General features: G+C 72.6%; 11 protein-coding genes. 5 read left to right on the forward strand and 6 right to left on the reverse strand.

All coding sequences use genetic code 11. The features are described 5' to 3' along the window. Positions 1–11: 11 nt before the first annotated feature. Entirely contained in the window at positions 12–1,667 is a 1,656-nt protein-coding gene (locus AB0F62_RS19425; protein ID WP_361800051.1) for an FAD-binding dehydrogenase, read from the reverse strand. Positions 1,668–1,783: 116 nt separating this feature from the next. Here AB0F62_RS19425 and AB0F62_RS19430 point away from each other — a divergent pair, with 116 nt between their 5' ends. Continuing rightward, positions 1,784–2,563 (forward strand): SDR family oxidoreductase, encoded by a 780-nt coding sequence (locus AB0F62_RS19430; protein ID WP_361800054.1) that lies wholly within the window; start codon positions 1,784–1,786, stop codon positions 2,561–2,563. Between the two features lie 697 nt (positions 2,564–3,260). On the opposite strand, the gene AB0F62_RS19435 is transcribed toward AB0F62_RS19430, so the two are convergent. The 5 genes from AB0F62_RS19435 to AB0F62_RS19455 form a co-directional block, all read right to left on the reverse strand. Further along, positions 3,261–4,103, reverse strand: a complete 843-nt coding sequence (locus AB0F62_RS19435; RefSeq protein ID WP_361800057.1) for an EamA family transporter — start codon at positions 4,101–4,103, stop codon at positions 3,261–3,263. Further along, positions 4,100–4,585, reverse strand: a complete 486-nt coding sequence (locus AB0F62_RS19440; RefSeq protein WP_361800060.1) for a YbaK/EbsC family protein — start codon at positions 4,583–4,585, stop codon at positions 4,100–4,102. Before AB0F62_RS19440 ends, AB0F62_RS19435 begins: the two co-directional genes overlap by 4 nt. Positions 4,586–4,639: 54 nt before the next feature. Next, positions 4,640–6,259, reverse strand: a complete 1,620-nt coding sequence (locus AB0F62_RS19445) for a penicillin-binding transpeptidase domain-containing protein (RefSeq protein ID WP_361800063.1) — start codon at positions 6,257–6,259, stop codon at positions 4,640–4,642. A 204-nt stretch (positions 6,260–6,463) separates the two neighbouring features. Next, complete coding sequence (locus AB0F62_RS19450; RefSeq protein WP_361800066.1) at positions 6,464–8,884, reverse strand: SpoIIE family protein phosphatase; 2,421 nt, start codon at positions 8,882–8,884, stop codon at positions 6,464–6,466. A gap of 153 nt (positions 8,885–9,037) precedes the next feature. After that, the gene (locus AB0F62_RS19455) at positions 9,038–10,741 is read right to left on the reverse strand and encodes a phospholipid carrier-dependent glycosyltransferase (RefSeq protein ID WP_361800069.1); all 1,704 of its coding nucleotides are present in this window, start codon (positions 10,739–10,741) and stop codon (positions 9,038–9,040) included. 116 nt (positions 10,742–10,857) lie between these two features. On the opposite strand from AB0F62_RS19455, the gene rsmI reads away from it, so the two are divergent. The 4 genes from rsmI to AB0F62_RS19475 all read left to right on the forward strand — a co-directional run bounded on the left by rsmI (position 10,858) and on the right by AB0F62_RS19475 (position 14,012). Beyond that, a complete protein-coding gene (gene rsmI, locus AB0F62_RS19460; protein ID WP_361800072.1) occupies positions 10,858–11,742 on the forward strand; it encodes a 16S rRNA (cytidine(1402)-2'-O)-methyltransferase in 885 nt (294 codons plus the stop codon). Between the two features lie 191 nt (positions 11,743–11,933). Then, positions 11,934–12,332, forward strand: coding sequence for a hypothetical protein (locus AB0F62_RS19465; protein ID WP_361800075.1), 399 nt, complete (start codon positions 11,934–11,936; stop codon positions 12,330–12,332). Positions 12,333–12,362: 30 nt separating this feature from the next. After that, positions 12,363–13,265: a TatD family hydrolase gene (locus AB0F62_RS19470; protein ID WP_361800077.1), complete on the forward strand. Its 903-nt coding sequence runs from the start codon at positions 12,363–12,365 to the stop codon at positions 13,263–13,265. Between the two features lie 354 nt (positions 13,266–13,619). Then, positions 13,620–14,012, forward strand: coding sequence for a hypothetical protein (locus AB0F62_RS19475; RefSeq protein WP_361800080.1), 393 nt, complete (start codon positions 13,620–13,622; stop codon positions 14,010–14,012). Positions 14,013–14,032 lie beyond the last annotated feature (20 nt).

Here is a 14,032-nt window from a genome sequence, read left to right on the forward strand (position 1 = left end):
GTCCGCCGGGGTCAGGCGGTGGCCTTCGCCGCCGCGCGGCCCGCCGTACGGCCCGAGAAGATGCAGCCGCCCAGGAACGTCCCCTCCAGCGAGCGGTAGCCGTGCACCCCGCCGCCGCCGAAGCCGGCCGCCTCGCCCGCCGAGTACAGGCCGGGCAGCGGCTCCCCGTCGGCGCGCAGCACCCGGCCGTCCAGGTCGGTCTCCAGTCCGCCGAGAGACTTGCGGGTCAGGATGTTCAGCCGCACGGCGATCAGCGGACCCGCCTTCGGGTCCAGCAGACGGTGCGGCGAGGCGGTGCGGATCAGCTTGTCGCCGATGTAGTTGCGGGCCCCGCGGATCGCGGTGACCTGCAGGTCCTTGGTGAAGGTGTTGGTGATCTCGCGGTCGCGGGCCTCGATCTCGCGGCGCAGCGCGCTCTCGTCCACGAGGTCGTCCTTGGTGATCGCGTTCATGCCGCGCACCAGGGCCGGCAGATCGTCCGCCACGACGAAGTCCACGCCGTGCTCCTTGAACGCCTCGACCGGGCCGGGCGCCCCCGGCAGCGCGCGCTTGAGCACGTCGCGCACACTCTTGCCGGTCAGGTCGGGGTTCTGCTCGGAGCCCGACAGCGCGAACTCCTTCTCGATGATCTTCTGGGTGAGGACGAACCACGTGTACTCGTGCCCGGAACGCATGATGTGCTCCAGGGTCCCCAGCGTGTCGAAGCCCGGGAAGAGCGGCACCGGCAGGCGCCTGCCCGTCGCGTCCAGCCACAGCGAGGACGGGCCGGGGAGGATGCGGATGCCGTGCCTGGCCCAGATCGGGTTCCAGTTCTCGATGCCCTCGGTGTAGTGCCACATGCGGTCGCCGTTGATCAGACGCCCGCCGGCCGCCTCGGCGATCCCCAGCATCAGCCCGTCCACGTGCGCCGGAACGCCGGACAGCAGCTTGCGCGGCGGTGTGCCCAGCCGCTCCGGCCAGGCCTTGCGCACCAGGTCGTGGTTGCCGCCGATGCCGCCCGAGGTGACGACCACCGCCTGCGCCTTGAGCTGGAACTCCGTGCGGATCTCCCGGGAACTGGCCTGGCCGCGCTCGGCGTCGCTGTCCACCAGGACCTCGCCCGCCACGCCGTCCACCGCGCCGTCCGTCGTCGTCAGCGCCGTCACACGGTGCCGGAAGCGGAGTTCCACCAGGCCCTTGTCGACCGCCTCCCGCACCCGGCGGACGAACGGCGCGATCACACCCGGGCCCGTGCCCCACGTGATGTGGAAGCGGGGCACCGAATTGCCGTGCCCGGTGGCGAGGTAGCCGCCGCGCTCCGCCCAGCCGACCACAGGGAAGAACCGTATCCCCTGCGCGTGCAGCCAGGACCGCTTCTCGCCGGCGGCGAAGTCCACGTACGCCTCGGCCCACTTGCGCGGCCAGCGGTCCTCGGCGCGGTCGAAGCCGGCGGTGCCCGTCCAGTCCTGCAGGGCCAGTTCGCGGCTGTCCCTGATCCGCATCCGGCGCTGCTCGGGGGAGTCGACGAGGAAGAGCCCGCCGAAGGACCAGAACGCCTGGCCGCCGAGGTTGCTCTCGGGCTCCTGGTCGAGCAGGAGGACCTTGCGGCCCGCGTCCGCCAGTTCGGCCGTCGCGACCAGACCGGCCAGCCCCGCTCCGACGACGACGACGTCCGCGTCCAGCGCCATGGTGTGCCCTTCCGCTCCCCTGTGGTGTGCAGGCACGTTACGCTACGCGCGAGTAGGGAGGCGAGAGGGCTGCGCCTCGGAAATCGCTTGCTACGGGGACCCCGAGGGGACGGCGCATGCGCAGGTTCGAGGGACACACAGCCGTCGTCACCGGGGGTGCCCAGGGCATCGGCGCGGCGACCGCCCGGCGCCTGATGTCCGAAGGCGCCTCGGTCCTCCTGGCCGACCGGGACGGGGAGCGTGCCGCCGCGACGGCCGCCGCCCTCGCCGAGGAGACCGGCGGGCAGGCCGCGGCGGTGGTGTGCGACGTCGTCGACCAGTCCGCGGTCGACGGTGCCATGGCGTACGCCGCCGAACGCTTCGGGCGGCTCGACGTGCTCGTCAACAACGCCTATGCCTGCCACCTGGATCCACCGCGGTTCGAGGACATCCCCGAGGCGGAGTGGTACGAGGACCTCGAGGTCACTCTCACCGGGGCCATGAGGTGCGCCCGCGCGGCGCTTCCGCTGCTGGCGGAGGCGGGCGGGCGCGGGGCGATCGTCAGCATCGGCTCCGTCAACGGGCACATGAACTTCGGCAACCACGCCTACAGCGCCGCCAAGGCGGGCCTCGCGTCGCTGACCCGCACCCTCGCCGTGCACGCCGCCCCCCGCGGCGTCCGGGTCAACCTCGTCGCCCCCGGCACGGTGCGCACGTCCGCCTGGGCGGGGCGCGAGGACGCCCTCGACCGCCTCGCGGGGGTGTACCCCATGGGGCGGGTCGGCGAGCCGGACGACATCGCGGCGGCCGTCGCGTTCCTGGCGTCCCGGGACGCGTCCTGGATCACGGGGCTGACGCTGCCGGTGGACGGGGGGATTCTGATCGACGCGCCGGGGTTCCGCGTCGCGGCCGATTGAGGCTTGCGCCTCGTGTGCGGCGCCGTTTGTGGCTGCGGTTGCGGTTTCTCCCCCACCCTCCCGCCCGATTGCCCGGCGCGGTCAGGTGCCGCCTCGCGCGTGTGAGGGTGGGCCGGGTGCGGGGCCTCCGGGGCTGGGCATTCTGGACGCATATTTACGTGCATGGCGGGCACCTGCTCTCCTTGCCCCGGGTACCGCACACAAATACGCCCAGTGTCCAGAACGCCCACCCCTCCGACCCCGCCCCCTCCGTATCGCTACGCGCCTGATCCCCGGAGGGGGGCGAAGAGGCCGTCCGGGGTCACCGCAAGCACCCACCTCCCCCCACCGGATCAGGCACCCCGGGGGTACCGCCCAGCGGTAACTGGGGGACGCAGGCGGTGAGGAGGCGGTCCGGGGTTGCTGCGAGTGCCCAATCGAACCCCCTCCGGCCGTCGTGCGCCCACACGACCGGAGGGGGTGTGGCGGGGTGCGCCCATGGGGGTCCCCCCGGCCGAAGGCTGGGGGAGACGAGCGGCGGACCCAGCGCGGAATGATGTGGGGGTAAACCGCGAGCGTTGAGGACGTGCGCCGGCGCGGCACCGACCCCAGGCACACGGTGCGCAGGCCCGCACCGACCGCGCCGGGCAATCGGGCGGGCGGGCGGGGGAACCCCCAACAGCAACCACAACGCACCCGCACACGACAACCGGCCGCGCTACGCGTGGAACATGAGCCCGATCCCGGCCACAACCACCAGCGCCGCGACGATACGGCCCCGCCCGAGCCGTTCCTTGAAGAAGACCGCCCCGATCACCGCCCCCGCGATGATCGAGGTCTCCCGCAGTGCCGCGATCGGCGCCAGCTCACCGCGCGTCTGGGCCCACAGCACGAGCCCGTACGCGGACACGGACAGGACGCCGCCGAACAGCCCCCGGGCGGCGACCGGGCGGAGCTGCGCGACGAGGGCGCCGCGGCGCACCGTCAGGGAGCAGCCGACCAGCAGGGTGCCCTGGATGAGCAGGAGCCAGGCGACGTACCCCAGGGCGGAGCCCGAGGCGCGGACGCCGACGCCGTCGATCACGGTGTAGGCCGCGATGGTGAGCCCGGTGCCCACGGCCGCGCCGACCGCCGGCCAGTCCTTGCGGCGTCCGCGCATGCCCCAGAGCGCGGCGCCCGCGAGCCCCGCGGAGGCGACGGCGACGCCCGCGGTCTGCAGGGCGTCGGGCACCTCGCCCACGAAGACGGCCGCCAGCAGTGTCACGACCATGGGGGCGACACCGCGCGCGATGGGGTAGACCTGCCCGAAGTCGCCGAGCGTGAAGGACTTCATCAGCAGGTACATGTAGGCCAGATGGACCGCCACCGACGCGGTCAGGAAGGGCCAGGCCCCCGCGGCGGGCAGCGGCGCGAACGCGGCGATCAGCGCGCCGCAGACCGCTCCGCCGCCCCCGACGAGGGTGAAGGCGACGAGCTGGTCCTTGATGCCGTGTGCGATGGCGTTCCACGCCGCGTGGGTGACCGCCGCCAGGAGGACGGCCGCCGCTATCAGGGGCGTCACTCGGCGCGTTCGCGTACGTCGGCGAGCGTCGCCCCGGCGTGCCGGACGAGTTCGGCGGGAGCCACCGGGAAGACGGTGTGCGGGGTGCCGGCGGCCGCCCACACGGTTTCGTGGTCCAGCAGCCGCCGGTCGGCGAGGACGGTGGTCCGCGTCCGGTGCCCGAAGGGGGGCACGCCGCCGATGGCGTACCCGGTGGTCTCGCGCACCAGATCCGCGTCGGCGCGCCGTACCTCCGCCGCGCCCAGTTCGGTCCGGACCAGCCCGACGTCGACCCGGGAGGCGCCGTCCATCAGCACCAGCACCGGGACCCCGTCCGCCGCGAAGATCAGGGACTTGACGATCTGGCCGAGGTCGCAGCCGATCGCCTCGGCGGCCTGGACGGCGGTGCGGGTCGCGTCCGGGAAGGCGCGTACGGGGACGTGGAGCCCCAGCGCGGCGAGCGCCTCCGCGAACCGGGGATGAGCGGCAGCTGAAGTCGACATGTCCGGCACGCTAGCCCCCGGCAGGGCCGGGGTGCCAAGCCATTCGCGGGCGGGTCACGAGGATGCCTTCAGCACCGAGGCCACGATGGGCCCCGCAGAGTCGCCGCCGTGGCCGCCCTCGAGGACCATTCCGCCGGCCGCGACATCGCCCCGGTAGGCGACGAACCAGCCGTTGGGCTGCTGCTGGTCGCCGACCTCGGCGGATCCGGTCTTGGCGCCGACGTCCCCGTAGACCCCGCGCATCGCGACGGTCGCCGTGCCGCTCGACGCGGTCAGCCGCATCATCGACTTGAGGCTGCCGCGGACCCCGGACGGGAGAGCGCTCTGCGCCTTCGCCAGGGGTTCGCCGATCAGGCCGGCCGCCACCAGTCGGGGCTGGCGGAAGACGCCGTTCTGCACGGTGGCGGCGACGGAGGCCATGTTGAGCGGGCTCATCTGTATCTGGCCCTGGCCGATCATCTCCTCGGTCATCTCGTCACCGCCGCCGCCGGGGACGCGGCCGTCCCAGGCGGGGACGCCGACGTTCCAGGTCTGGCCGAAGCCGTAGTAGCGCTGCGCCACGTTGGGCACGGAGGACTCGTCGAGGTGGCCGGCGAGCTTGATGAAGCCGGTGTTGCAGGAGATCGCGAAGTCCCGCTGGAAGGTCGCCGAAGGGTCGGAGGAGCTCTCCACGTTGTGGAACATCTTGCCGTTGTTGTAGTTGGCGGTCGCCGGGCACGGCGCGGGGGAGCCGGGGGACACGCCCTTCTCCAGCAGCGCGGTGGCGGTGACCACCTTGAAGGTGGAGCCGGGGGCGACCTGCGCGTTGAAGGCGTTGTTGTTGTCGCTCGCCGGGTTGTTGGCGAACGCCAGGATCTCGCCCGTACTGGCCTTGACCGCCGCCACGGACGACTGGCTGGTGCGCTTGACCGCCCGCTCGGCGGCGTTCTGGAGGCGCGCGTCCAAGGTGGTGGGGAGTTTCGCGGCCGTGCCCTTGGTGATCACGTGCAGCGTCTGCCCGGGACCGTCGGCGTCGTTCACCCAGGTCTCGATGCCCGGCTTGCCGCCGGAGAGTTTGGCGCCGTAGCGCTCGCGCAGTTGCGGCAGCACCGAGGCGAGCGACGGGTAGTCGCCGGCGTCCAGCGTCCTGCCGTTCCGGTCGACGACGACGATCGGCGGCGACGCGGCCTCACCGGTCTCCAGTGTCTGACCTGCCGTCAGATCGGGGTGCAGCACCGCCGGTTCCCAGTCGACCAGGGGGCGGTGCGTGGTCTCGCCGCGGAAGACGGTGAGGACCGACGAGTACTTCCACGTGGAGGACTTGCCCTTGTAGGAGAGCGTGGCCACGACCTTGAAGGGCACCACCGCCCCCTGGGCCGCTCCGGGCGTCAGGCGTACGCGGACGACATGAGCGTCCCGCCGGTACGAGGACAGGGCCGCGCCGGCCTCCGCCGCGTGGTTGGTGAGCGCTCCGGCCGCGGTGGCGTCCCCCTTGGCCCACGCGGCCAGGAAGTCCGCGGCGGTCTTCCGCACTTCGGCGGCCGTCGGCGGTCCCGTCTCCACGGGGGCGGCCTGCGGGGAGAAGCCGCCGCTGCCGCCCAGCGCGCCGTAGATGTTGTACGCCCCGTACCCCGCGGTTCCCACCAGCCCCGCGGTCAGCGTGCCGACGATCCCCAGTTTCACTCCTCGGCGCATGGCACCGACCCTCCCCGTGATCCCCCTGAACGCGTTCAAAAAACAGTCAATGCAAGCGCACTCTACGGGACGGAGGAAGAGCGGGGGCGGTCCATCGGGTCACAGCTTCAGCACGCGCTTCCCATCGGTTGGGAAAGTCCGCTGGTCGAGACCTCTCACGACGGGTCGGCCGCCGATCCCCTCCGCCGGCCGTCCCGCCCGGCGTCACTCCTCCGGTCCGGGCGGGACCCGCTCCGAGTCCAGGAGCGCCACCTCGGCCCAGACGATCTTGCCGTCCCCGGTCCGGCGGACGCCCCACCGGGCGCACAGCTCTCCGACGAGCACGAGTCCGCGGCCGCCCTCGTCGGTCTCGTCGGGATGGCGCGGCAACGGCGGACCCGGGCCGGTGTCGAAGACCTCGCAGGCCAGCTTCATGTGCCGGATCAGCCGCAGCCGTATGGGACCGTCCCCGTGCAGGACCGCGTTGGCCAGCAGCTCCCCGACGATCTGCTCGGCGGCCACCCGCACCCTGTCCAGGCCCCATTCGGACAGTTTCCGCACCGCCTCGGCGCGCGCGCCCGCGACCGCGGCCGGATCGGCGGGTATCTCCAGCGCGAACACGCGGTCGGGAATCAGCCGGCAGGTCTTGGCGAGGAGCAGTGCGACGTCGTCGTCCTGCCCGCTCTTGGGCAGCAGGTCGACCACGGCGGTGCACAACTCCTCCAGGGATGTGCCCGGCGGCTTGGTGAGCGCGTTCCGCAGGCGCTCCAGCCCGTCGTCGATGTCACCGTCCCGGGTTTCGACGAGTCCGTCGGTGTAAAGGGCGATCACGCTGCCCTCGGGCAGCTCCATCTCGGCCGACGCGAAGGACCTCAGCCCGACGCCGAGCGGCGCTCCGGAGGGGATGTCAGGGAAACCGACCGTGCCGTCCGGGGCGACGACGGCGGGCGGCGGGTGGCCGGCCCGGGCGATCGTGAGATGCCCGCAGGTGGGGTCGTAGACCGCGTACAGACAGGTGGCGCCGAGGATCCCCGCGGCGGGCGACGCCTGGTCGGAGTCCTCGAACCCCAGCCGGACGACCAGGTCGTCCAGGGCGGAGAGCAGCCGGTCGGGGGGCAGCTCCAGGCCCGCGAGGGTGCTCACCGCCGTGCGGATCCGCCCCATCGCCGCCGCGGCGTTGAGCCCGTGCCCCACGACGTCCCCGACGACCAGGGCCACCCGGGCGCCGGACAGCCGGATCACGTCGAACCAGTCGCCGCCCACGCCGCCCTGCCGGTCCGCCGGGAGGTAGCGCCAGATCGTCTCCAGCGAGAACCCGGCGCTCGGATTGCGCGGGAGCAGACTGCGCTGGAGGGTCAGGGCCATCGTGTGCTCGCGCGCGTAGCGCCGGGCGTTGTCCAGGCTCAGCGCGGCCCGGCTGACCAGTTCCTCGGCGAGTGTGCGGTCGTTGTCGTCGAACGGCGTGGGGTTCTCGCTGCGGACCAGCACGGCGACGCCCAGGATCTCGTCGCGCGCGTGGATCGGGAGGATCAGCAGGCTGTGCATGCCCAGGTCGCGGACCCGCCGCAGCCGCTCCGGGTCCGCCTCCAGCCAGGTGCCGGGCTCGGTGTCCAGCTGCGGTTCCATGTACGTCCGGCCGGAGGAGAGCACCTCGACGAAGGGCGAGTGCGGCGGGACGAAGACCGGGCTGCCGCGCTCGTAGAGCGACTCGGGGAAGCCGTCGTGGACCGAGGCCATCCCCGCCCGGTGGAACACGGGGATGTTGCCGCCGTCCATCGGGCCGAGCCGGGTGAGCGGCGCGTGACCGAGCCGGACGGACTCGGCGAGGTCGATCGTCGCGTAGTCGGCGAGCAGCGGAACCAGGAGGTCCGCGAGGGCCTGCGCGGTGTGCAGGACGTCCAGGTTGGTCCCGATGGTGGTCGCGGCGCGGCCGAGCAGGGTCATGCGGTCCCGGGCCCGGCGGCTCTCGGTGACGTCCACGTTGACCGAGCAGACGCCCGGCCGGCCGTTGCGCACGTTCTCGATCCGGTAGACGGACAGCGCGTACGCCCGGTGCCGCAGCCGGTCCAGCTGGCCCAGTTCCCGGTCGATCGCCGGGACGCCGCTCTCCAGGACCTCGCGCAGGATCCGCTCGACCTGGGCGGTGTTCTCGTAGAGCGGCGACTCGTCCAGATGCCGGCCGAGGCGCTCCTCGCGGGAGAGGCCGAAGAGGTCGGCGAGGGCCTCGTTCAGCCAGGTGGTGCGCAGGTCGTCGTCCCAGATCGCCATCGGGAAGGGGGACAGCTCCGCGGCCGACTCCAGCGCGGACGGCGCCACCCCCGCCGTCGCGACCAGCCAGTCCATGGCGCCCGCCGCCCCCGGTAGCCCGGTCACCCGCAGGTCCAGGTCGAGCAGCCGTCCGTCGCGGTGCCGCAGCGAGGCCGGCCCGGCCCACGCCCGGGTGAACCCGTCCGGTCCTTGCCCCGGCTCCTCCAGCAGCGCCGACGCCGGCCGGCCCAGGACGTCCTCGGCCGGATACCCCAGCAGCCTCCCGGCGATCGCCGTCCACCGGACGAGGGTCCCCGCCGCGTCGACCACCGCCAATGCCGCGCCGGAGCACTGCAGCGCCGACGCCTCGGGGGGGATGATGCGGTCAGGGGCGGACATACGTGACATTCCCTCGCGCCCCACGCTAGGTCCGTGGTCGCCCCCCGGCAAACGGTCACCGGGGAATCCGGCGGCGCGGCCGTCACCAGCGGCGTTTCCCCTCCGGCCGCGGATGCCGTCGGGCCGGCCGGCCGTGCCGGCCCGACGGCGGCGTCAGATCCAGGTGCTCAGCCACATCCGGTCGCGCCAGGCGTCCATCGGGATCGTCTGACCGGTGTAGAGCGGGAAGAAGTAGATGAAGTTCCAGATGATCAGCAGCACCAGCGTGCCCGCGCCGACCGCCCCCCACATGCGGCGGCGCTCGCTCGCCCCGGGTGGCCCGAGCATCGCGCCGATCATCATCGCCAGGGCGAGGCAGAGGAAGGGCAGGAAGACGACCGCGTAGAAGAGGAAGATCGTCCGTTCCTGGTACTGGAACCACGGGAGGTAGCCGGCCGCGATGCCGCAGGCGATCGCACCGGCGCGCCAGTCGCGGCGGAAGATCCAGCGGTAGAGAACGTAGAGCAGGGCGAAGCACCCCGCCCACCACAGCACCGGGGTGCCGATGCCGAGCACCTCGCGGGCGCAGCCGCCGGCCGCCGTGCAGCCGTCCTCGCCGAACTTGGGGGACTCGTAGAAGTACGACACCGGCCGGCCGAGGACCAGCCAGCTCCACGGGTTGGACTGGTAGGTGTGCGGGGAGTGCAGGTTGATGTGGAAGTCGTAGACCTGCGACTCGTAGTGCCACAGGCTGCGCAGCGCCGCCCAGGAGTCGGAGAGGAAGCCGCCGTCGCCCTTGGCCCAGTTCCGGTCGTACCCCTTGTCGGTGGTGAACCAGCCGAGCCAGGAGAGCAGATAGGTCACGAGCGCGACGCCGACCATGGAGAAGGCCGCCCACAGCCCGTCCAGCCAGAACGCCGTCAGACGCGGGTAGCGGGCACCGGCGACCCGGCGGGAGCCGGCGTCCCACAGCACGGTGAGGATGCCGAAGGCCGCCAGCACGTACAGGCCGTTCCACTTGGTGCCGATGGCCAGGCCCAGGCAGATCCCCGCCGCGATCCGCCAGGGCCGCAGGCCCAGCCACGTGAAGGAGGCGACGTGGTCGTCCGGGCGGTCCTCGGGCAGCGCGGCGGCGAGGCGGGCGCGGGCCTTGTCACGGTCGATCAGCAGGCAGCCGAAGGCCGCCAGCACCCAGAACATGACGACCAGGTCGAGCAGGGCCGTGCGGCTCATCACGAAGTGCAGGCCGTCGACCGCCATCAGGCCGCCCGCCAGGCAGCCGAGCGCCGTGGAGCGGAACAGCCGGCGGCCGATCCGGCAGAGCATCAGCACCGACAGCGTGCCGAGCACCGCCATGGCGAAGCGCCAGCCGAAGGGGTTCAGCCCGAAGATCCACTCGCCGGAGGCGATCACCCACTTGCCGACCGGGGGGTGCACGACGTAGGCGGGCGCGTCCGACAGCGGGATGGAGGGCGGGGTGGCGAGGATCAGGTCGTTGGCCTTCTCCGGCCAGCTGCCCTCGTAGCCGTACTGCAGGAGCGACCAGGCGTCCTTCGCGTAGTACGTCTCGTCGAATATCACCGCGTGCGGGCTGCCCAGGTTCCAGAACCGCAGCAGGCCCGCGAAGAGCGCCACCAGCAGCGGGCCGCCCCAGCCCGCCCAGCGGGCCAGCCGGAGGGCCGTCGCCGGGCCCGCGCCGAGCGCCCGCCACGCCCGCGTCCCCGGCTGGGGGAACGGAGCGACCAGGCGCTCGCGTACACCGGAGCGCCGGCGGTCCGCATGGCCGAAGCGGCGCAGCTGCTTCTGCCAGGGGCTCTGCTCCTTGGCCTCGGGGGCGTCCTCGACCCGGTGCGCCTGCGTCGCGGTGTCACTCGTCACCGGGCCATCGTAGGGAAGCCGCATGTGTATGTGCTGAGGACCGGGCCAACCGGGGGTACGGCTCACCACCCCGGCACGCCCGGCGGGGCGCGCGCCGCGGGTGGGAGACTGGGGCGGTGACCAACTCCGCAGGACCGGCCGCAGGCGTACTCGTACTCGCAGGGACCCCGATCGGCGACGTCGCCGACGCCCCGCCCCGGCTCTCCGCCGAGCTGGCCGGGGCCGACGTGATCGCCGCCGAGGACACCCGGCGGCTGCGCCGGCTCACCCAGGCCCTGGGCGTGACCACCACCGCCCGGGTCGTGTCGTACTTCGAGGGCAACGAGTCCGCCCGCACCCCGGAGCTGGTCACGGCCCTGGAGGAGGGGGCCCGGGTGCTGCTCGTCACCGACGCGGGGATGCCCTCGGTCTCCGATCCGGGCTACCGGCTGGTCGCGGCCGCCGTCGAGCGGGACATCCGGGTGACGGCCGTCCCCGGGCCGTCCGCCGTGCTCACCGCGCTCGCCCTCAGCGGCCTGCCCGTCGACCGCTTCTGCTTCGAGGGCTTTCCGCCCCGCAAGGCCGGCGAGCGGCGGGCCCGGCTGGGCGAGGCCGCCGCGGAGAAGCGCACCCTGGTGTACTTCGAGGCCCCGCACCGTCTCGCCGACACCCTCACGGCGATGGCCGAGGCCTTCGGAGCCGAGCGCCGGGCCGCCGTCTGCCGCGAGCTGACCAAGACCTACGAGGAGGTCAGGCGCGGCCCCCTGAAGGAGCTGGCGGCCTGGGCCGCCGAGGGGGTGCGCGGGGAGATCACCGTCGTCGTCGAGGGCGCCCCCGAGACCGGGCCGCAGGAACTGGACCCCGCCGAACTGGTGCGCCGGGTGCGGGTCCGCGAGGAGGCGGGGGAGCGCCGCAAGGAGGCGATCGCCGCCGTGGCGGCGGAGGCGGGCCTGCCCAAGCGGGAGGTCTTCGATGCCGTGGTGTCCGCCAAGCACGCCGCGAACCACCCCACAACCGGCTAAACGCGGCACGGTGCAAAGTCCTATCGTGGGAGAGGGAAAAACCTGGGCCGCGTGGTCGGCCCCGCGTCACAGACACCCCAAAACTGGCTCAAGAAAGGGCACCCCCGCTATCGCCGAGGCTCTCCCGGGCGTTCGCTGAGAGTGGGAAGTCCCGCTCCGGACGCCTCGTCCGGAGGGCATCAGGAGCTGCCATGAGCGAGACCGTCGGAACCGATGGCACGGTTCGTGAGGCGTACGCGTTCGTCTGCATCAGCTGCGGGCGCGGATGGGAGCAGGCCTACGAGATCGAGCACCACACCGACGCGCAGGGGCGCGAGGTCGTCTGGTACATGGCGGACGGCAAGCGGGTGCCGTCGCCGCTGACCCAGCCGACGTGTGTGGAGTGCGAGAGCCACAAGGTCCGCATCATGCGGGCCGGACAGGTCTCCGATGTCGCCGGGTCCTGGTCGACCACCGCGACCGCGGGCCCGCTGCCCCCCGCCTCCGACGTGCGCCGGGTGGCCGCCTCGTCCGCGGTCGAGGGCGCCGAGCGCCGGGCGCGGCACTGGTCGCCCCGCAACCTCCTGCACCGCAGGAGGGACACCGCGTAGCCCCTCCGCCGCCCGCCTAGGATCTGGGGCATGCCCGAGCAGAGCCAGAACCAGCGCCAGAAGAAGGACGCGTCCGCCGCCCCTCCCCTCCCCGAGCCGCTCGCGGTTCCGGTGGCGGACTCGCACACCCACCTCGACATGCAGGAGGGCACCGTCGAGGAGGCGCTGGCCAAGGCGGCATCGGTCGGCGTGACGACCGTGATCCAGGTGGGCTGCGACATCGACGGTTCCCACTGGGCGGCGCGCACCGCCGCGGCGTACGACGCCGTCTGGGCGGCGGTCGCGCTGCACCCCAACGAGGCGCCCAGGATCGTCCATGGGGAGCCCGGGGGAGGGGGGCCGCGGCAGGGTGCCCGCGAGGCGGGCGGCCTGTCCGCGCTGGACGCGGCCCTCGCCGAGATCGACGCCCTTGCCGCGCTGCCCCAGGTGCGCGGCGTCGGCGAGACCGGGCTGGACTACTTCCGCACCGGGCCCGAAGGCGTCGAGGCCCAGCACCACTCCTTCCGCCGCCACATCGACATCGCCAAGCGGCACGGCAAGGCGCTGGTCATCCACGACCGCGAGGCCCACGCCGACGTACTGCGCATCCTCGACGAGGAGGGCGCGCCGGACACCGTCGTCTTCCACTGCTACTCGGGCGACGCGGAGATGGCCAAGCTCTGCGCCGACAAGGGCTACTACATGTCCTTCGCCGGGAACGTCACCTACAAGTCCGCCCAGGACCTGCGCGACGCGGTCGCCGTGGCCCCCGCCGAACTCCTCCTGGTCGAGACCGACGCGCCCTTCCTCACCCCCGTCCCCCACCGCGGCCGTCCCAACGCCCCGTATCTGATCCCGGTCACGGTGCGGGCCATGGCCGCGGTCCGGGGGACGGGGGAGGACGAGCTGGCGGCGGCCATCGGGGCCAACACGGCACGGGTCTTCGGCTACTGAGCGACACGGTGATCGTCCGGGTGAGATGTGTCACCCGGACGATCACCGGTATACGGCGCAGCCGCCCATGGCGTCCCTGACCGTGCATTTCCCCGGGTAACAGCCGTGCGGGAACGGCGAGTTGTTGAATATGGGACGGTTGCGCGCGTTCTCCTTGGCATGCCACGATCACCCCACAGGTTGACGTCGAATGGAACGCGCCGACTCGTCCGACCGCACCGGAATGCCGACCACATTCCCCTCGCGCGGTCGATGTGCGTGCTCGGCGCGAGGGGGGGCCGCGGCGCATTGCCGTGCCCTCGATTCCGCGACGTCGTCATTCCTGACGTCCTGTGACACGCAATGGGGGAATCAATGCGCAAGCGCGCGATGCTGGCTGCGGCCGCCACGACCGCGACTCTTCTCGGGGGACTGCTGGTGGGTGCGCCCACGGCCTCCGCCGTCGTCGGCGAGAAGATCTCCGGGACCGTCTACGACAACGGCTGGTCGCACTATTCGAAGAAGCGGTGTGCGCACGCCTCCGTCACGCTCGACGTGAATTCCGCCCCCGATGACGACAACATGTACCACTACGCCTCCAAGAAGCAGGGCGGCAGCGGGTCGTACGGGGAAAAGCGCGTCGACGAATTCACCGGCCCGGTGTACATGGGCCTCAAGTCCGGCTGCTTCTACTGGAATTCCCGGCAGCAGGAAGGCACTTTCGAGACGGACTGGGAAGACGTCTGGTACGGCGAGATCGACTACTGAGCGCTTTCCGCCGACATCGA

Origin of the sequence: Streptomyces sp. NPDC026673 (assembly GCF_040638135.1) — a bacterium.
In the GTDB taxonomy this organism is placed as follows: Bacteria; Actinomycetota; Actinomycetes; order Streptomycetales; family Streptomycetaceae; genus Actinacidiphila.